The following is a 21,472-nucleotide window of genomic DNA, read 5'->3' on the forward strand; positions in this document are numbered from 1 at the left end:
CTGCTCTTGATAGAACGGTCAATACATTCATGCTCATTAACACCATAAACTAAGTAAAGGAGCCATAAAGACAGGGGCAATCTTTATCTTTTCATAGAGGAAAGATAAGAGAAAAAAATCTTTTTCCGACATCGCCACTCCTGTTGTTGTCACTTCCCGATTTCGTTTTCACATTTTTCAAACTTTCATCAATTTTGCGGATATGAGAACCGTATAACCACAAAGTAAGGAAAATAGAAATTCAAAATCTGTTAGCCGATGTTGAAAAACAGAAAACGGCTTAAAAAGCCAAAACAGCCCGTACCCGGTCAAGCATATTGCCCTTAACTCCATTCGACACGTAGCCAAGGTACATATTTACAAAAAATGCATTGTCGCCATTATCCGGAACTTCTGAAGAAGACCAATAAAGAGCTTCACCAACTTTTTGAGCTTCGAAGTCAGACAAAGCCTCTAACTTCTCATTGACAACGTTGACATTACTTCCGGAAACATTTATACCGCCATAGTTTCCATTTTCCGACCAGCCACTTTCTACCCAGCCCGAACAGAGTGTGGAGAGTTCACGTACAGAAGGAAAATACCAACCGCTACTGCTCTGTGGAGTCGGATTGTCAGAAGTGTATGCAGCAATTTCCATATATGCTTTTAATAAACTGCCACTATTACTCGCATCATCATTCCATGCCTTCATTGCCTGTGTATTGCTATAACCACATATATGACTTGTTTCGGAGACACCTATACCGGTTTGCCGATAAACGGATTGCCAACTGATGCCAGCGCTTGCATCCTTCAAGGCAACAACCAAACCATGTGCAGACTTTTTAATACTATTTACTTCATCCCCCATTATAATGGTTTTGGAAGTATCGCTTATTTTCCCTTTCAATTTACTATCATTCTCCGCTACATTACCTGTATGGAAAATGACACCTATCGGAGTTTTCGTATTGTCAAGAGTTGTGGAAAAAGTGCCGTCGCTGTAATAATAATCGCCCACAGTCGCTGTGATATTGGAAATCAGTGCACGAGCAACACATGTTATTCTTCCGTCTGTCCCCACTATGGTTACTTCAAGCATGGCTTTGTCGCCAATATCAATGCCCGCAGGAGCATGAACGGTAATAACAGATGTATAAACTCCCTGTGAAGCAACAGGTTTCGTTATTGTTGCACTCCAAGGCGTTGCAGCGGCTCGTGTCCGGATATCGGTGCCGACACCCTTGTCACTGACGACTTGAACCATGATAGCAGTACAGTCGCTTTCCCTGAAACCTGCTGGAAACGTGAAAGGAATTTCGGTAGTAAAGGCAGTTATGATTAAGGCGGAATTAGCCTGCCCTGCCTGGTCGTCACCAATGTAAAAAGCCCTATAAAGGGGAAGTTCTATCAGTTCAGTGCAAGTTACCGTTCCTGCTGCATCCGTATTGGTTATAGTAATAATAACAGAATTGCCGCTATCGTCTACTGTAATAGAGCTGGAAGCCCCATTTATCCCGTCTGTGCCGTCAACGCCGTCTTTACCTATAGCTTTTACACCTGTAGATGTCCAAGAAACACCTTTGTCGATAGAGATTTCCCATTCTTTGCTAACTGCATTGATGCGGACTCTCGGAGCAACAGCATCGTCACCTTTCATACCGGTCTCGCCCCGTTCGCCTGTAACACGCAGAGGGCTGCCATCGTTGTCCAATATATAGGAACCGTCCAAAGTCCAGTAATAAACGCCGCCGTTCTCTTTCACGCCTATATTGGGAACAATACCTGGAGCGCCGTCATTACCTTTTTCGCCTTGCCTTCCGTTCTTTATTATTACAGTTTCATTTTTCAGAAAAGCAATCATATAACCTGAACCATCTGGTAATTCACTTACACCTGTAACGTAATCGTTATCAGCAAGAGCAGCAATAAGACTTTGCATACTCTCGATTTGCACGTTAGCTGTCTTCTGCCACTCCTCAAGGGCAGAAAGTCGGGCATTGAGGGCAGTCTGTTCTGCACGTATTTCATCAAGGCTCTGCTGAGCACAACTGCACAATATAAATGTGGCAGCAAACAATAAAAATAAATTCTTTTTCATGAGAAGAAATTTTAATTGATTAACGGATTAGAAAGTAAAATACAGCCGGCAAATGCAAGAATGCTTCCTGCAAGAATATCTTTCCGATACAATTGCATCGGAAGCAGCACTTTTCGTTCCGTACAATTTTCCTTATAGAAAATTTCCCGGTTGGAAGCATACAAGGAGTCTTGAGCTGCTACCTGTAACTGCATAAAGGATGAGAGATGTGTTTTTTTCGTCATGTGGCATAGTATTAAGTTAAACATACAAAAAACGTGAGTCGCTGTATTTGTTTATCTTATCTATCAGGCCTTCGCATTGCCTTGCACTTAGATAAACAACAGCCACTCACGTCGTTTTGTATATAGATACTTTTCTTCCCGGTATACCTGGGAAGAAAGTAGGTATATAACACAGACGTGAGCGTTGTTGTTATCACCTTCAAGTGCATTTCAAAGTTGCGAAGTTTGATAGACGAAGATAATTTCAATAACGCTTCTTACAAAAATATAGATCCATTGCACCCAACGGACTGTTACAAAGATAAACAGTTTTTCCCAACCAAAGCGGGATTGTTCTGTTTTTATTTCACTTTTTTCAGGAATACCTGAAACTGCCACCACTTATTACGCTAGCTTGCCAACGGATATGCTCATTATCTCTTCTCATTTCTCGCGGATGCATCACCAGTTTATCCCCATTAAACTTCAGGTTCATTAGGAATAAACTTCAGGTTTATTCCTAATAAACTATCAGTTTAACCTAAGTAATCAGGAATAAACTCCAGCATTCTTGTGCCCAAAGCCCTCTTATTTATAGAAAATAAGCGCAGACTGTGCCGGAACTGAAATCTCCGGTCCGTACATCGTTCCCAATCCCTTCTCACTGATAAATCCGTCCTTGCAAACAACCGTATATTTGCCTTCGGGTACTGATACCTTAGCCGTTTCCTTACGCGCATTCAACACCACATAGATATCTCCCCACGCATCACCGCCGGCATGCTCTTTCAACCGATAAGCCACTACGTTGCCGCCCTCAGCCGGCAGGAACTCCAGATGTTTGCGAACCAGTCCGGCATCTCCCAGGCGGAAAGCCGGATGATGTTTACGCAACTGAATCAATCCTTTATAATAAGCAAACACATCGGCATGCTCCGTCTTGCGTTTCCAGTCGATGGCATTGACGGAGTCCGGACTTTGATAGCTGTTGTGTACGCCCTTCTTATCGCGCATCACTTCCTCGCCTGCATAGATGAAAGGCACGCCCTGCGAAGTGAACACCGCCGTTTGCGCCAGCTTATCCAACCGGGCAAGCTCTTCGGGAGTGATACCGGGGATGCTGGACTTCAGTCTGTCCACCAGGCACATATCATCGTGGCAAGATACATAGCTAATCATCTGCGTGGGTTGTTCCGCCCAGGGAGCCTTACTGTAATTCACTTTTCCATTATCAACCTGCGGATGCCTGACAGCACCGACAATACCGAATTTGATACTCTCCTCTCCCCCCGGCAGTCCGGCAAGGAAAGCGCCCTGACGGTTATCGTTGAACGGACCGCGCAACGCATCACGCATTTCGTCGGAGAAAGCTGCGATACCCGGCATCTTATAGGTATTGGCTTTCATCGCCAAGGAGTCCTGCGCCAATTGGGGAGCCGATGCGGCCCATCCTTCTCCATAAATAAAGATGGTAGGGTCTACCGCTGTTGCCGCCTTGCGTATTTCGTTCATGGTTTCGATGTCGTGAATGCCCATTAAGTCGAAACGGAAACCGTCGATATGGTATTCGTTTATCCAGTGCAATACGGACTCTACCATATATTTGCGCATCATAGGGCGGTCGCTCGCCGTTTCGTTGCCGCATGCAGAAGCATCTGCGAAACCGCCGTCCGGAGCCTGACGATAGAAATATCCGGGAACGGTACGCTCGAAATTGCTCTCGGCCGTATTGAAAGTGTGATTGTACACCACATCCAGCACTACGCGGATGCCTGCCTTATGCAAGGCTTGCACCATTTGCTTGAACTCACGGATACGCACATCCGGTTTATAAGGGTCGGTGGCATACGAGCCGTCGGGCACATTGTAATTCTGCGGGTCATACCCCCAGTTGTATTTGTTCTCGTCCAGTCTGGATTCATCTACAGAGGCATAATCATAGGAAGGAAGGATGTGCACATGCGTCACTCCCAGTTCTTTCAGGTGGTCGATACCGGTTGCCAGCTTGTCCGGATTTGCCGTACCTGTTTCCGTCATTGCAAGGAACTTGCCTTTGTTCCGAATGCCCGAAGAGGGGTCTATGGAGAAGTCACGGTGATGTACCTCGTAGATTATCACATCGGCAGGCGATGCCAGCGGCGGACGTTTATCTTCCGCCCAGCCTTCCGGGTCGGTTTCCCGCATATCGATAACAGCCGCACGCTTACCGTTTACACCTACAGCCTGCGCATTGATACCCGGCGTATCGCCCAGCCATTTTCCGTTGATTTTTACATTGAAAGTATAGAACTTGCCTTTCAAATCCTGCTCCACCTTAGTCGTCCACGTACCGTCTTCGGCGGGCGACATGGCAACCGTTTCGTACGCATGTCCGCCCTCTCCCGCATCATACAGCATCAGACGCACTTCATCCGCAGTAGGCGACCAAAGCGTAAATTGCGTAGCAGCCGGAGCATATTCCATTTCTGCCAGACTGCCCGTACGGACCGGATAGAGTTCGTACGACGCGTATTCTTTCTTTGAGGGGGCGCAACTGGCAACTGTTGTAGCCGCAACTCCGATAATGACAAGATTGTTCAATTTCATGGTAGTATTTTTAAGTATAAAATATTAAGTATAATATATAAGGTATAGGTCAGCGTTTTACTTTGTCGGGATTCTTGGCTATGAAGTCTTTCCAGCCGTGATATCCTTTCTCTGCAACAGGACGCCCCATTTGCAGAAAATGGCAGTAGGCAGCGGCAAGCCCGTCGGTGGCATCCATGAATACGGGCATTTCCTCCTTCGGAAAATGAAGCATGCGCTGCAGCATATCCGCCACCTGCTCTTTAGATGCCTGTCCGTTTCCCGTTATCGCCATTTTTATCTTCAGAGGAGCATACTCGGTAATGGGAATATCACGGCTCAGGGCAGCAGCCATAGCCACCCCCTGCGCACGTCCCAGTTTCAGCATGGACTGCACGTTCTTTCCGAAGAAAGGCGCTTCAATGGCAAGTTCGTCCGGCAGATAACTCTCGATAATACCCAGTACCCGTTCGTGGATGTGGCGAAGTTTCAGATAGTGGTCGCCAAATTTGCGAAGGTCTATGATACCCATAGCAATCATTTCGGGCTTGGTTCCCGCCACACGCAGCACCCCGTACCCCATAATGGTAGTACCGGGGTCGATACCCAAAATAATTTTTTCCTTTACCGGCTGTATCACACTATCACCTCCATTAATGTCGGGAAACCGATTACTTTGTCCTTGAATATTTTCAGTAATTCCTCGTTCAGCTTCACTCCCTGTTCCTGATGCCAACGATGAAGTATGGCTGAATTTTCCACCTCAAACTGTACAGAGTAACAGACACTTCCCTCCTCAATATGGCTTAGTATGCGTGCAATGCGCGGAGCATACAGCGCACCGTGCTTCTCTACTTCGGGAAGATAAAATTCCTGCATCCAGGTGAGGAAGTATTTCTCCTGTCCTTCCTCTACATGATAGGTCGTATTATAGATCAACATAATTTCTTTTTGCATTTTATTGCGCAAACATAGCAATTATTTCAGAATAATGCATTATATTTGCGCCATCAAATAAAGCAGGTAGTTCTGCAAACGTTAGCAACGGGGCGTTAGCTCATCTGGCTAGAGCGCGACACTGGCAGTGTCGAGGTGATGAGTTCGAGTCTCATACGCTCCACAAGTTATCAAAATTAATTATACAAATCCTTGAATTCCGAGCATTCAAGGATTTTTTTATTTTCTTTTCCCCATTCTTTTATACTCATTCAAAGAGGTCGTAAAAAGCAACTCCCCCCAGCGAAAAAGAAAAGCGCATATTGCCCCATTTTATTTGGCTTGCTTATAAATGGAAAGAGGAGCGATACAACATCGTGTACTGCTCCTCCTTACCAATATATGAAAAAACAAATCCCGACTATTGCACATAACGGACCGTACTCCCAGTCCTGCTTTTAACATCGGCCTGTTCTCCTTCTAATAGTATTTCACGGCAGGAGCTGCCGCTCCTTTATATTGTTTATTGACATAAACACGTATCCAATCTATGTACATACAAGGCATGGCGCTGTTGTCCCACAGTTCAGGTTTCACAGCTCCGGCCCATGCTTTGGGATTGGTTGAGATACCGGTGCTAAAAATCATAAAGAAACCTTTAGGATCACTCCACGGCCAATCGGTATTACCATTTTCCCCTCGTTTGTGCTCAAAATAAGTAGCTCCATTTACCCCACCTACTATACGGTCGGGATACCATTCCAACCAATAGATATTCCATTTTGACATATCTCTGATTTCAATAGACGAAGTAACACTTCCTGCACCACCCACTACACCGGCATAATGATTTTCCGAGTGCAGGGTGAAATGAGCACGGTTGTTCAATTTCCTTTTAGGGTTCTCCAAAAGATCTATCTCACCATTGGCAGGCCAAGGAAGATTATTATTGCCCATAAACCACAACGCATCGTTGAACCCCTCATAGGCATTACGTTTGAATCGCACCTCAATGCGCATATTTTCTGTAAAATTACACCACTCCTCACTACTTCCGGGCAGAGCAGTCCGATAACATCCATGTGAGAATTTCACACGCTTACCGAAACGGTTATCCACCGAATCAGCTTCTTCTATGCTACGAATCTGCAATACACCATTCTTCACTTCCGAACAACGGCTGTTATCTACCCGGGCATCACGACTCATATGCTTGCCTCGATGTTCGATGAATCCCAACGGCAGTCCATTACGGGTATCCCGCTCCAGGAATTCATGTGCTGTGAAAAAACTCCATCCATCCACCGACGGATGCGCATCCCCAACTTTTAAAGTAAGCGGTGCACCGGGAACGGGATAGACTGCAGATTCATCATCTTTAGCAGGTAAAGCAACAGCGAATATTCCTATTTCAGCAATCGATGTGCATGGTTTCCCACTTATTTCAGCAAGAGGAACCAGACGGAAGAAACGTCCTCTATAACTTTGTTCAAAATGTACGAAACAAGTCACAGGGTTATGCATAATGTTACTGAACTCCCCGGATGTGGCACATGTTTTCCAATGCGAGCCATCCATACTGACTTCAAAACGGTATTTATAGATAGTTCCTGCCAGATTATCGTCCTGCGCAGGTGTATAGCTGAATCCGGTGATTTCGGCATCGCGCCCCAAATCTACCATGAATGTTTTGAGCCCTTCCGTACGCCATACTGTCTGTACATTTTTATCAAAAGCTTTCCGCATAGTCTCATCCGTACCGGAAAGACGCCATTGGCTTACCGGCACATTTCCCAACTGAACTTTAGCGCTATTGTCTGTCAGCGGACGGGCATAAAAAAGTCCTGTACGCAGAATGTGAGCTTCGTTACGCGCAGAGCGTATCGTCAGACGAATTTTCTCCGGTTGGCACTCTGTAAAACGCACCAAACGCTTGTAGCCCACAGTAGTACCTTCGGCAAGTGTCCGCCAATTCCCATCCCAATAGCCTTCTAATAAAAAACTTTCCACACGTTGTCCTTTGGTTATATCCTCCTGAATCATAAAGGTGTTTACAAGAGCATCCTTCCGTACCATGTATTCTTTCGATGTACCTGATAGGGCTTCCCACCGTGTTCTCCCCCTCTTCAGATAATCTTTTTCAAAAGTATTTTTGAGGTAAGTAGAGAACTCTTTTAGCCTGCGGCAATCATTTTCATGGATAAGTCCCGACTTATTGGGTGGAATATTGAGCAATAACACCGAATTATATCCTACCGACTTGAAGTAGATATCTGCCAGATGCGCAAGCGATTTTACATGACTATCCTCCTTGGAATGGTAAAACCAGCCCGGACGGATAGATACATCCACCTCCGAAGGAAACCAAAAAAGCTCTTTTGCACGTGCCACAATGTCCCGGCTTCCCAAATCTTTTGACTTGCCAAATACTCCCAGCTCCTTATTTTGTCCTATGGCACGGGAATAAATACCAGGAGTCAATACCGTAGCGCTCCATTCCGTCTTACGTCCGATGCCCTTCTCGTTGCCTACCCAACGAACGTCATCGCCCATGACAGCAGTAACCGCTTTTGGTTGTAAACGCCTGATTGTACGCTCAATAGCCTCCCAATCATAAATTTGCTTTTTGCCATTAGGCCCTTCCCCATTGGCTCCGTCGAACCACACTTCATGCACTTCTCCATAGTTGGTAAGCAACTCCGTAAGCTGCTCGATGAAGAACCGGTTATAGGCATCGCCTTGTCCGTAACATTCGGCATTGCGATCCCAAGGTGAAAGATATATACCGAACTTCAAGCCATATTTCTTGCAGGCATTGCGTAATTCGCGCACCACATCTCCCTTGCCATTCTTCCAAGGTGACGACACTACAGAATGCCGGGTAGTCTTGGTCGGCCATAGACAAAAGCCATCATGATGCTTGGCAGTAATGACAGCCATCTTGAAACCTCCTTCTTTCAAGGCACGCACCCATTGCTCGCAATCTAGTCCGGTTGGATTGAAAAGCGCAGGATCCTCCTTGCCGTCTCCCCATTCACGTTCTGTAAAAGTATTGATACCAAAATGTAAAAAAGCCGTCAGTTCCATCTGTTGCCACTCCAACTGCTGTGGTGTGGGTACTAACCGGGAGGCCATATCTATTTTCTCCTCCACCGTAGCTTGTGGTGGAAATTCCAAATGCTTTTCGTAATATTCCTGTGCATTGGACTGTGTATAACAGCTCAACAACATCAAAGCAGAAAAAAATGTCTTTTTCATGGTTATTCTTTTTCTATTCAATAATTATCTCATCTATGCACACCTTCGTTGTTTGCTCCGGACGAACATGCGTTGGCGGATTCATACCAGCTCCATAGGCAACAATACGCACATAGCGAGACTCATCTTTTAAATCAAACTGCACATCCTCTGTAAACATACCCTGTCTGAATATTTCCGTCTCTGTAAAGGACTGTTCTTTTATTTTCCGGTATTGACGATCATCCGGCGATACCCAGACCTCCATCCTGCGCGGTTTGTGGATGCCCATGCCGTAACTGTTGTTGAATCCCATTATGAGTTTCTGCATACGGGTTTTCTTGCCTAAGTCAAGGGTGATGCAGATTGTATCGTTATTTTCCCATGACGCCCATTCAAAGTCAGAACTGCGACTGCTCCCTCTGACTCCGTTAACCAGCACATCCTTTGCCGGAGAGTCCGTATACACTGTACAAGCTGTCGCCTTATTCAAACCAACCAGCAACGTCAGCATTTTCCCCATACGCTTTCCATTGTAAAAAGTTGCACATTTCAGCAGCGTGCTCTGTTTTACAATCAGAGGTTTTACATAGCGCGGAGAGTTGACCGTTGGTTCACCCCCGTCCAAGGTATAGGCTATCTCCACATCGGGACGAATACAATCCAGGGTGACTTGTAACTTGCCATTGCGAACCGTTACAGAGTGCTGAATATTATACATTGATTGGGCGAAATTCACTCCTTTGACGGCCAATCGTTCCGTAAAATGATCCAGTGCTTTCAGAAAGCGGCTCCAGTCTTTCTTTCCTGGTATAGTCCACCCCACTTCAGCCACAGCCGCCAACCGGGGGAACAACATATATTCCACATCACTGGTCCGGTTGCAGAACTCTGTCCACATAGAACCTTGCACACCCATCAACAGCGACTTTATCCCATCATTCCAAGTCGGTCCCACAGGTTCATAACTATAAATATCTTTCAATGTATTATTTCCAAAATAGGTATACGGTTCAAACCATTGGGGACCTTGATAACGGATAAGATACATGACACGAGCAGGAGTCATTACAAAGCGATGCCCTTGCCCGGCTGCTTTTAGCGCAGCTTCACCCATACCTCTCCAGCCAAATATAATAGCATCATCAGGTATCTGCGATTGGGTCAGTTCGTCCCATCCCATCACTTCACGCCCCTTGCTTTGTACATACTTGCTCATACGTCGCATAAAATAGCCTTGCAAATCTTCCTCATCCGCCAGTTTTTCCTCTCTGATACGTTTCTGGCAAAGCGGGCATTGCTTCCAATGCGTTTTCCAAGCCTCATCACCCCCTAAATGAATATACCGGGAAGGAAAAAGCGCCATTACCTCATCAAGAACGTCTTGCAGGAAATGATAAACATTTTCATTCCCCGCACAATAAATGATGTCAGCATGATTCCCCCCGAGTCCCGGCAACACACCAATGAATTTATCCACTACAGGACAAGCAAGCATCGGATAGGCTGCAAGAGCCGCATTGCTGTGTGCCGGCATATCTATTTCAGGTATAATTTCAATGCACCGTGAGGAAGCATATGCCACAATCTCGCGTATGTCCGTCTGGGTATAGAATCCTTTTTCCACGGTAGGCTCACCTTGCCGTTGGTTGTGCCTCTCATGGAAAAGCAAGCCTTCCCGTTCTACGCGACGGGAGCCTACAGCCGTAAGCAAAGGATGCTTTTTTATCTCAATGCGCCAACCGTTATCATCAGTAAGATGCAAGTGCAATGTATTTATCTTCAACAAAGATATACAATCTATCAGACGTAAAAGGTCTTCTTTAGGAATAAAATATCGGGCTACATCAATCATCACGCCTCTGTACCCGAAACGGGGACTGTCATTGACGGTAGCAGCCGGTACGCTCCAGTCGACATTCATTGCACGCTCTCCTCCCTCCAGCTCTGAAGGCAGAAGTTGGCGCAAGCTTTGAAAGGCATAGAACGCCCCTTCTTTACTCGATGTATACACGTTAATCCGCTTAGGAGTGATGACCAGGCGATAAGCTTCTTTTTTTAAGGAACTGTCAAAACGAAGGCAGACGTCACCGGCTTTCGCTGTTGTTTTCACTTGAGGAGTAAAGCCTGCAGGAACATTGAACAGCGAGGCGAACTGTTCTGCTACAGATACCATAGCTGTATCCTCTACGGTGATTACCGTACTGGCTTTAAATATGAAATTACCCTTTTCAAGCGTAAAATTCTCCGGTGCAGGTACAATTTCTAATTTTTGCATCTTGCGCTCTTCACCTCTGACATAAAGAATGCAGACACACAAAAAGAAGAAGGTCAAAATGAAGATATTTTTTTTCATTTCTATATTTATATGGTGAAAAATCAGTCTCTATCACGTTCCGGCGAGAACCGCACCGGATCGTTATACTGCTCTTGCAGCTCCAGCATGGTCTCTTTCAAACTATCTACAATTGACGTATAGTCGCTGTTTCCGTATAAATTATGCATTTCTGTAGGATCCACCTTCAGGTCATACAGCTCCCAAGTGTCAATATCATTGTAAAAATGAATAAGTTTGAAACGGTCTGTCCGTACTCCGTAATGACGTTTAACCATATGCTCTGCCGGATATTCATAAAAATGATAGTACAAAGCCTTGCGCCAATCCACCGGATGCTCACCTCTCAATAGCGGCAGCAATGATACTCCGTGCATATCCTCGGGCACTGGAATGCCAGCAAGTTCCAGAAAGGTAGGAGCATAGTCGATGTTCTGTACCATCTCACGGATTTCTCCTTTTGCCTTCAGCCCTTTGGGCAGATGCATAAGCAATGGTGTGTGCATAGACTCCTCATACATGAAACGTTTGTCAAACCATCCGTGCTCACCCATGTAGAATCCCTGATCAGAGGTATAAACCACCAATGTATTTTCCAGCATACCTTTGTCTTCCAAATAATCCAGGATTCTTCCGACATTGTCATCCAATGACTTAACCACCTTCATATAGTCTCTCATATACCGCTGATATTTCCATTCCGCCAGTTCCTTGCCTTTCAAGTTGAGCTTATAGAACTCTTCAGTAATAGGTGCGTAAAAATCTTCAAACTGCTTGCGCTCAAGCGAGTCCATACGGTTCAGCATACATTCATATGTCTTTTTCAAACGCGACTCCTGACCGTCTTTCAGCATTTTCAAATCATATATAAGATCCATATCTTCAGCAATGCCCATTTCCTGAGAAGCAGCGGCAATACGTCCTTCGTAATCATCATGGAAATTTTCCGGCAATGGAAAGACTTTATCTTCGTAAAGTGAAAGATTTTTGATTTCCGGTAACCAATTCCGGTGGATGGCTTTGTGGTGAATGAGCAGACAGAACGGCTTCTTCTTGTCCCGTGAGTTTTCCATCCAGTCAATACTCATATCTGTGATAAGATTCGTTATATATCCTTTCTTCCGGATAGTGTCGTTGTTCATGTTAATAAAATCCGGATTGTAGTAATTACCCTGACCGGGAACAATTTCCCAATAATCGAATCCAGTAGGAAGACTTTCCAAGTGCCACTTCCCGATAATTGCTGTCTGATAACCGTTTTCACGCAAAATTTTCGGGAAAGTCTGCTGAGTACCATCAAATACGCAAGTACTATTGTCGTAAAACTTATTACCGCAACTGTGTTTACCTGTGAGCATGCAGGCACGACTAGGCCCGCTAAGCGAATTGGCCACAAAACTATTGGCAAATCGCACTCCATCAGACGCAATACGGTCTAAATTGGGAGTATGAACATAACGACGATCATAGCAACTCATCATCTGTGCCGTATGGTCATCGGTCATGATGTACACAATATTATACGGCTTATATTTCTGTTCCTGCTTTTGCTGGCAAGAAAAAAGTGAGGAAGATACAATAGTCACCCCTGCTACTGAAAAAAGTACATGTGTTGTTTTCATTTTATTAGGATTACGAATTATGGATTACACACACTATATTATTAATTCCGTCTGCAAAAATGGCAAGCTCTTATATAGATTACAGCCCTATATTTACTATAAAAACTCCAATAATCGCTATTTTCATATTATTTTGATTAGTATGGAGAGTGCATCCCGGACTTAGCTTAATAAATAAAAGGAGGCACAGAGCAAACAGCTACTCTATGCCTCCAGCAAATATCTGCAAAACTGCTACTAAGGCAAAAATAGATTAATAACCAAAGTTGTTGTCATCTACCGTAATGCCTTCGTTATAATTGATTTCTGACAAAGGTATCGGCAATAGCAGATTCTTCTTCAAGAAGTCCTGAGTCAATGCTCCACCTTCCGCTTCGTTATAAAGACGATCCTGCTTATTATTTTTTGTTTCCTGATACGTTTCTACCGAGGCTCTCGTTATCTCATGATTATTGTGTTTTTCCAAGGCTTTTTTAAAGAGTTCCACACCTTTCAACCGTACCATTTCATACATATTGGGCTCACCTGCAAATTCAAAGATCCGTTCGTAATACAGATGCTCTCTCACTTCATCCTGCGTCAAAGTCTTCGGCCAGTCAGCCGGCTGAGCAGAAGTCCCTGCAGATGATTGTCGGGCACGTGTCAATACCTCATTAGCTAAATCAATAGCACGGTCTTTCTGCCCCAATTCATTATATACATCGGCCATCAAAAGCAACATTTCGGCATAACGGTATACAATCAGATTTTTATGACTGCGTGTACCCGTAGCTTTCTTATCGAACATTTTTCCGAAATAGGGAGAAGCGTGTTCTTTGCCAGAAGCTGCATAATCTGTTTGTACACTTTCTCCAATACGGGCCAAACGTGTGGAATCTTTTAGAGCCTGACCTGTTAAAGGAACCTTTTTATCAGGATTCATTGCCTCCGCCATCTTGGTATAGTCAGCAAATTTTGCTATAGAAGGATTCGAAGGGTCTTCCATGTCTGCATAAGGAAGTTCTGCTACAAAATCTTGCTGTAGCGGTATGCCGTTTTCCATTACTGGTTTTCCGTCTTTCATCACATAGACACCTTTCACCTTATATGTGATGTACGGATAAGAGTAAGTAGAGTCGTTGGCACACGGTTGGTCGCCCTTTTGCGGTACATCATCAGCCTGATTATTCTTATGCTGGCGCCAGCTGGTAAGGAAATTTATTTCCAAACGGGGATCACCGGGATAGGTAGCACGCATCCAGTCATAAAGCGCTTTGGTTGCCTTGTACGTCCCCCATGCGATACCACTGTTTGAGTGAGCCGGAGCAAAACGGTTACAAGCACGATTGAATACCAAAGTGGACTCTGCGTTATAGTTCAATTGGAAGATTGATTCTTTACTTCCATTTACATTGTCTACAAACAAGTCGCCAAATTTCGGTTGAAGTTGATATTTTCCGTACACTTCATCAAACATGGCTTTGGCATTGTTCAGATTCGTTTGTTTATCAATGTCCAAGCAAGCCATTTTATGATACACTTTGCCCAAATAAGCCTTGGCTGCCAGACTTGTGGCATAGCCATCATTTTGTGTTTCCGGTAACACCAAAGCTGACTTGAAATCATCGATAATCAATCCGAACACCTGTTCTTTCGGCGTACGGGGCATAGCGATTCCATCGGAAGAAGAGGCTGAAGTTCTCATGGGAACGTCACCAAAATGGGAAACCAAGTTGTAATAGGCAACACCACGCAAGAAACGTGCTTCTGCCCCCAGCTTGTTTTTGATATCATCCGAGAGTTCACTCTTGTTCAAATAGTCAAGGAAAGCATTGACTTCAGCGATTACTTTATACATACCGTTCCAAGCATACTCCACTTGTGTACTGGAAGTCAATACATTTAAACTGACATTAGGGTCTTCACCGGAATTACGGTTTGTCCAAGCAAAGCCAGAAGCGCTGATAGGCAATTCCTGCCATTGCTGACCATATCCGTTGGGAGCAGCCATATAGCCGTAGCATCCCAAGAGAGCTTGCCTGGCATTGGACTCACTGCTGAAAATCACCAAATTATTTTGGGAATAAAGGGGCTCTTCATCCAAACAACCGGTCAAAACAGCACTGCCGGTAAGCAGGAAAGAAAAAGCAATATATTTAAAATTCTTCATATTATTCAGTCATTTAAGTTGTTAGTGTAATGGAATTAAAAAGTAAGGTTCAAACCGAAGATGTAGGAACGCGGTGTAGGATAAGAGTTCATATCCACGCCCGGACGAAGTCCGTCGAAGGCAAAACTGTTCACTTCAGGGTCATAACCGCTGTAGTCGGTAAGGATGAAGGCATTCTTCACACTGGCAAATACTGACATGTTTTTCATTCCGATTTTGGAAATCAGGCTCTTAGGCAAAACATAGCTCAATGTAATGTCTGAACACCGGAAGTAACTTCCATCCTCTACATAACGGTCCATCACCATGTTCTGTACCTCAAAGTTGGCCGAGGGGAAGAGATTGCTGGGGTTTTCGGCAGTCCACATTCCCTGATAAGCTTCAGAAGTGATGTTGTTGGACTTCATACCCGGTGTGTTTATGTAACGGTTACCGGTGTTCAATATATCACGACCTTGTACTCCGTTGAAAGCAGCTTTCAGCGTCAGCGACTTCCAGGAAAGGCTGGTCTGGATACCATAAGTAAAGTCCGGATTGGGATTACCGATAATATCCTTATCCTTATCATCTACCACACCGTCTTCGTTTCTGTCGACAAACTTCACGTCACCGGCTTTCAATGTCTGCCCCATGGCAGTCTTATAGTAACCTTCCGTTCCATCAGTCTTAGTATAACGGATGCCCTTACCTTCTACCACATCGTCAACCTGTACGATACCGTCAGTCACATAACCGTAGAACTGTCCCGGAGCTTCACCTGCCAGGAACACATGGCCTACACCGAAGTGGTCACCCAAAGAATTACCAAAGTAACCGACTCTTTCACCCAATGCACCAAATTGTCCAGGCAACATACCCAAATCACCGATTTTTCCCTTGTTGACACCTATATTTCCGCTTACATTCCATTTCCAGTCTTTATGGTCAATGATGCAGGCATTCAGTGAGAATTCCACACCTTTGTTTGTCAATGATCCTTGGTTATAATAGGTTGTAGAGAAACCTGCCGAACCCGGAAGATCCCGACTGATAAGCAAGTCTGTAGTTTTCTTATTATAAACATCTATAGTACCTGTCAAACGGGAATTCCAAAAGCCGAAGTCTACTCCCACGTTCTAGGAAGCTGTCTTTTCCCATTTTAAGCTATTGTTTGCCAAGTTAGTAATAGTAAGCGTATTCAATGCATTGCCCAGTTTGTCGGCATAGATAATACTACCACCACCATACATGGCAAAAGTAGAATACGGATCGATACTCTGGTTACCAGTGATACCATAGCTCAAACGAAGCTTCAATTGGCTCAGCCATTTCAAACTCTTCATGAATTCTTCCTGTTCCAAACGCCAGGCGATAGAAGCAGAGGGAAAATACCCCCAACGATTATTCTTGGCAAACTTGCTGGAACCATCGGCACGAATAGAGGCTGTTATCAAATATTTCTCAAAAAGATTGATATTCACGCGTCCCAAGTAAGAAAGCAACTGATAATCTTTCTGAATAGGTGTCTGATATTCACGAGAACCGGCCATGTGCATACCATTTTCGCGCATTTCCATTACAGAAAACTTGGTTCCGACAACATTTTTGTTCAAGAAATTGTAATCCTCGTAAGTCATACCGACTGTACCATCCAAATTACCCCAAGAACCCAGCTTCGTATTATACATTACCAGATTCTCTACCGAGTAATTGCTCTTGTCAAGATTGGAAATGGCCAAGTAACCTTGGTTATTCATACCCTGATACAGCTCCAGACCATACCAGCGTTTACGTTCATTGGTATTGATGTTACCACCGGTACGGAGATTATAACGCAAAAACTTGCTGATTTTCCATGTCAGGTCCAAACTGGCATTGAAAGTTTTATCATCAGCCAAGTCTACATAATCATTTAACCAACTGAATACCGTTGTTTTAGCTTCTTGGTCGAAAGCAGGGTCGTCCTCCGGCATTTCATATGGAGCATAGTCCAAAGCCGTACGTGAAACGGCACCTGTAGAACCACCCAATGTATTACCACCGGCCATCATATCGTTCTGACGGAGAGAACCAGCCAAGGACAAACGTAGAGAAACAGCCTTGGACAAGTCGGCATTCAAGTTGGCACGCAAGTCACCTTGCTTCAGTCCTGTCTGCTTCACGGTTCCCTCAATATCCTTGAAATTAGCAGAGACGTAGTAGGTAGTCTTACCTGTACCACCATTTACAGATACGGAATAGTTCTGAGAAAAAGCTGTTTGATAAATTTCTTTCTGCCAGTTTCGTTCAGCCAGCACATGATAGGATTCAGGTTTATCAGGATCATAAGAACCTGTAGCATCACCAAATACATAACGTACTTCGTCACCAACCAGGTGGAACTGCCAGTTTTTCTCATCCGTCTGACGCGAATTACGATACAAGGCATGTTCACGCAAACTCATCATATTCAACAGTTCAGAAGGCTCTGCAATGGTGAAGTTAGCCGAAGCACTTACTTTTGCCTTACCTTCCTTACCTTTCTTTGTAGTAATCAAAATGACACCATTAGCACCACGGCTACCATAGATGGCGGTAGAAGAAGCATCCTTCAATATGGTAATATCTTCAATATCGGCCGGATTTAGCGAAGCCAAGGGGTCTTGTGCAATCTGAAAGTCACCTGAAATACCAGAAGAAGCAAATTCACCGGTAGAAGCCTGCGGGATATTATCAATCACATATAAAGGTTGGTTATCGCCACGCAAAGAACTGGCGCCACGAATCGTAATAGAGGAAGCAGCGCCCGGAGTAGCAGATGCTGTATTTACTACCAGACCGGCAACTTTACCATCAAGCAGATTGTCTATAGATGTCGCTTTCATAGCCTCATTGCCATCCGGACGCATGGTAGTCAAAGCACCGGTCAAGTCACCCTTGCGAGCCGTACCGTAAGCCACGACGACAACTTCATCCAATTGCTGCAAGTCGTCTTTCAATGTTACATTAATATTGGTACGATTACCTACTTTTATTTCCTGCGTTGTATATCCAATAAAAGAGAATACCAATATAGAATTGGAATTTGGAACGGAAACAGTATAATTACCATTTACATCAGTTATGGTACCACTGGCAGCACCTTTTACTTGTACGTTTACACCAGGCATCGTTTCACCATTACCATCGTACACAATACCTTTCACTTGAATGGCCTGAGCGAGAGCTGTGGTTACAGCTAACAGACATAGCACCATCACAAGCATCGCCTTTTGAAGTCTTTGTCTCATAGAATTAAATTTAAATAAATATTGTCGTTTCAACGCTGCAAAATTGCAAAACAATCCAAAAACCGAAGTACAAAAATCACTATTAATAGGTCTAAAAATCACTATATTTTCATTGATAGTATTTTTAAGGACTCCAGCTTCTGAAATAAAGCATTTATGCCCATTTCATCGGTATTACATTCATTTCCAATCAGGAAAAGAATTCATAAACTTCACTATACGAACAAGAAATCTATCGTTTAGTCAAAATCAGACATCCATTCTGATAGGTTATACGATAGCTTTTCCCTTTTTGAGTCTTGAAAATCAGCACAGCGTCCCGATATCTCAATATGCAAGGTGTTCCCGCATAAGAAATAATGTCAACCTGTCGCAGCTTTCCATCTTTCCAGCATACATCCAATGAAAAATTTCCACGGGCACAAAGTCCGGACACAGAACCGTCACTCCAAGCATCGGGCAAAGCTGGCAACAAGTGAATGAATCCCATGTGACTTTGCAGCAGCATTTCCGTAACACCGGCCGTGCCACCAAAATTCCCATCAATCTGGAAAGGCGGATGCATGTCCCAAAGATTATTCAATGTTCCGTGTTTTAAGAGATTACCAAAAAGTTTATAAGCATGATTACCATCGTGCAGACGCGCCCACTGATTAAGTTTCCAACCCATACTCCAACCGGTTGCTCCATCACCCCGGTGTTCCAACACCACTCTGGAAGCATCGGAAAGTTCAGGGGTGGTTATCGGTGATACCGTATGCCCGGGATGCAAACCAAAGAGATGGTTCACATGACGATGCTGGTCTTTCGGATCATCCATATCACCAGACCATTCCATCAGCTGGCCATAGCGCCCAATTTTATAAGGAACCAACTTCTCCAATACCTGCTCCCAGTATTTGCGTTCTTTAGCATCCACCCGCAGCACTTTGCTGGCATCGATAGCATCGAGTAGAATTTCACGGACTACTGCATGTACGAAGGTTGCTCCCTGGTCTACCGGACCATGTTCAGGAGAAGTGGAAGGAGCCGCAGTATAGGTACCGTCGGGTTTATGCCATAAGTAATCTACGGCAAAGTTAGCACTACTTTTAATCAGTTCATAACCGATTTCTTTGAGAAACTTCACATCTCTGGTGTAATCATAATACTCCCAAATGTGTGTTGCCAGCCATGGTCCTGCCATAGGGTTGAAATTCCACGACATATTCTCACTCTCCAACGGTGTAGTAAAACCAAAGATATTTCCAGAAATGGAAGCCGTCCAGCCACGAGCCCCAAAATATGCCCGAGCAGTCTTCTCACCAGGTTTTACCAAAGTACGGATGAAATCTATGAGCGGTTTCATGCATTCGCTCAGATTAGTAGAACATGCCGGCCAATAGTTCATCTGTAGATTGATATTGTTGTGATAGTCCACACGCCACGGACCATCTACATTATTATGCCATATACCTTGCAAATTGGCAGGAAGATTGCCGGGACGAGAACTGGCTATCAACAAGTAACGACCAAACTGATAGTACAATTGTTCTAAATAGAAATCTTTTTGACCTTCGCGATAACGACTCAAACGTTGAGTAATCGGCATATCACGAAAATCAGATGAATTTGTCAAGTTCAGTTTCACACGGTTGAACAATGCTGTATAATCTGCATAGTGAGCTTGATATAACGCTTCATAGCCTTGTTTTTCTGCCTCATTTATCCAATAAGTTGTCGTTTCTTCCGGATTTACTCCCACATACGTTTTCGGATTAGTGAAGTCAGGGTTGAAATTAATCAGATAGTCAGTATCAGCTGTAATCAGAAATACCACCTCATCCGCTCCTTCGATAAGGAGTTGGTCATGAGTATTCGTTACAGTTCCACCTTGCGTTAAAACCCGCATACGCACTACATACTCCATACTATTATTATCTAATCTGGCTCGAAAAACCAATCCATTTTTCCCTTCAGGTTGTAAAGAGCCTGCCGAAACCGGATTAGGAGCATAGCTGAATCTAAGGTTCTGTTTAGCAGGGCGGTCAGCACTATAACGCATCACCAAAACGTTTGCAGGATAAGATATAAATGAAGTACGCTTATATTTTACTCCATCTTTGCAAAATTGTACTATTGCACGGGCTGAATCGAGCGACAGTTCACGGCGATATCCGCTTATCCCAATAGTACTTAGTCCTGTTTCTATGTAGAATTCTCCCATCGTCGTAAAGTTACCGAACCGGAATGGGTCTTCTTTATAAGATTCATATGGAACTGTACTGTTGAAGTTCTGGCAGGTCAGACGTTCGGCCTTTTCTTGATTACCTTCAGTAAAGGCTTTACGAATCTCGTCAAGAAGATAAGCAGACTGCTTATTTACATTCCAATAATACGCCGCTCCCTTAGCGGTATTCGGTCCTCCTCTCCATAAGGTTTTCTCGTTAAAGGTAATACGTTCGGCTTCTATTGATCCTAAAATATTAGCACCTATACTGCCATTGCCCAAAGGCAAGGAAGCTGATTCCCATTCTGCATCCGGATTCTTAGCATGGTCTCCAGCTGAAATAGGTTTCTTATCCTTCCATAATTCCGGATTTCCACCATACCATACAGCATGACCGTTTAACGTCGTGGGAGTATCAAACCAGTAAGACAAGGGTGGTTGTATGCCCTGACCATAAACGCCAAGGCTCATTAACAATCCTATAAATATAATCCTGTTTCTTTTCATATTATCCATAAAGTACATACCAAGCAGCTCACACAAAAGAGAATCATAGCAATGAGTTGATTCCTGCGATAGCATTTCCGCATCCACTTCTTCCATCTCTGTTATTTCCGGATTTCCTCTACTACTGCACGCTGTAAAGAAAGTGAATTTTCATAATCACAGTCGGTGGCCAAATCCCATGACATCACACCGCGCATGTGCTGGCCGAGCGGTTACCCAACTATGAATCGGCAACATACTGAAGAAAGTTTCGTCCAACTTATCTTTCAATTCAGTACCCAAATACATATTAAAATAGGCATTCACTACTGTCCCGTAAAAGTGGATAAATAGTTCTTTGAAATTATTGAAATATAGTCAATTACACGGTTTTTTGAA

Annotated in this window: 10 protein-coding genes, 1 tRNA gene and 1 pseudogene; 1 reads left to right on the plus strand and 11 read right to left on the minus strand. The window is 44.2% G+C overall.

The window, feature by feature from the left end:
* Positions 1 to 280: 280 nt before the first annotated feature.
* The 5 genes from AB5903_RS18530 to AB5903_RS18550 form a co-directional block, all read right to left on the minus strand.
* Complete coding sequence (locus AB5903_RS18530) at positions 281 to 2,083, minus strand: PL29 family lyase N-terminal domain-containing protein (protein WP_272710700.1); 1,803 nt, start codon at positions 2,081 to 2,083, stop codon at positions 281 to 283.
* Between the two features lie 11 nt (positions 2,084 to 2,094).
* Positions 2,095 to 2,307 carry a hypothetical protein gene (locus AB5903_RS18535; RefSeq protein ID WP_195639349.1) on the minus strand — a complete coding sequence of 71 codons (213 nt, stop codon included), beginning with the start codon at positions 2,305 to 2,307 and terminating at the stop codon, positions 2,095 to 2,097.
* A 567-nt stretch (positions 2,308 to 2,874) separates the two neighbouring features.
* Complete coding sequence (pulA, locus tag AB5903_RS18540) at positions 2,875 to 4,872, minus strand: type I pullulanase (protein ID WP_195639348.1); 1,998 nt, start codon at positions 4,870 to 4,872, stop codon at positions 2,875 to 2,877.
* A gap of 49 nt (positions 4,873 to 4,921) precedes the next feature.
* Positions 4,922 to 5,491: a crossover junction endodeoxyribonuclease RuvC gene (gene ruvC, locus AB5903_RS18545; RefSeq protein WP_016661416.1), complete on the minus strand. Its 570-nt coding sequence runs from the start codon at positions 5,489 to 5,491 to the stop codon at positions 4,922 to 4,924.
* Positions 5,488 to 5,793, minus strand: a complete 306-nt coding sequence (locus tag AB5903_RS18550; RefSeq protein ID WP_022103763.1) for a DUF4286 family protein — start codon at positions 5,791 to 5,793, stop codon at positions 5,488 to 5,490. Before AB5903_RS18550 ends, ruvC begins: the two co-directional genes overlap by 4 nt.
* Positions 5,794 to 5,897: 104 nt before the next feature.
* Here AB5903_RS18550 and AB5903_RS18555 point away from each other — a divergent pair.
* Positions 5,898 to 5,971 (plus strand) — tRNA-Ala (locus tag AB5903_RS18555).
* 296 nt (positions 5,972 to 6,267) lie between these two features.
* On the opposite strand, the gene AB5903_RS18560 is transcribed toward AB5903_RS18555, so the two are convergent.
* From AB5903_RS18560 to AB5903_RS18585, 6 genes and pseudogenes are all read right to left on the minus strand, one after another.
* The gene (locus AB5903_RS18560) at positions 6,268 to 9,045 is read right to left on the minus strand and encodes an alpha-L-fucosidase (RefSeq protein ID WP_368118100.1); all 2,778 of its coding nucleotides are present in this window, start codon (positions 9,043 to 9,045) and stop codon (positions 6,268 to 6,270) included.
* Between the two features lie 13 nt (positions 9,046 to 9,058).
* Positions 9,059 to 11,302, minus strand: a complete 2,244-nt coding sequence (locus AB5903_RS18565; protein ID WP_272710698.1) for a glycoside hydrolase family 20 protein — start codon at positions 11,300 to 11,302, stop codon at positions 9,059 to 9,061.
* 101 nt (positions 11,303 to 11,403) lie between these two features.
* Positions 11,404 to 12,981: a sulfatase gene (locus tag AB5903_RS18570; protein ID WP_272710697.1), complete on the minus strand. Its 1,578-nt coding sequence runs from the start codon at positions 12,979 to 12,981 to the stop codon at positions 11,404 to 11,406.
* Between the two features lie 253 nt (positions 12,982 to 13,234).
* Entirely contained in the window at positions 13,235 to 15,130 is a 1,896-nt protein-coding gene (locus tag AB5903_RS18575) for a RagB/SusD family nutrient uptake outer membrane protein (RefSeq protein WP_005654683.1), read from the minus strand.
* A 35-nt stretch (positions 15,131 to 15,165) separates the two neighbouring features.
* A pseudogene (locus AB5903_RS18580) lies at positions 15,166 to 18,378 on the minus strand (SusC/RagA family TonB-linked outer membrane protein).
* Between the two features lie 232 nt (positions 18,379 to 18,610).
* Positions 18,611 to 21,058, minus strand: a complete 2,448-nt coding sequence (locus AB5903_RS18585; RefSeq protein ID WP_272710695.1) for a glycoside hydrolase N-terminal domain-containing protein — start codon at positions 21,056 to 21,058, stop codon at positions 18,611 to 18,613.
* Positions 21,059 to 21,472: the final 414 nt, after the last annotated feature.

Source organism: Bacteroides sp. 2201st1_D9_2201SCRN_220225 (genome assembly GCF_040928965.1).
In the GTDB taxonomy this organism is placed as follows: Bacteria; Bacteroidota; Bacteroidia; order Bacteroidales; family Bacteroidaceae; genus Bacteroides; species Bacteroides stercoris.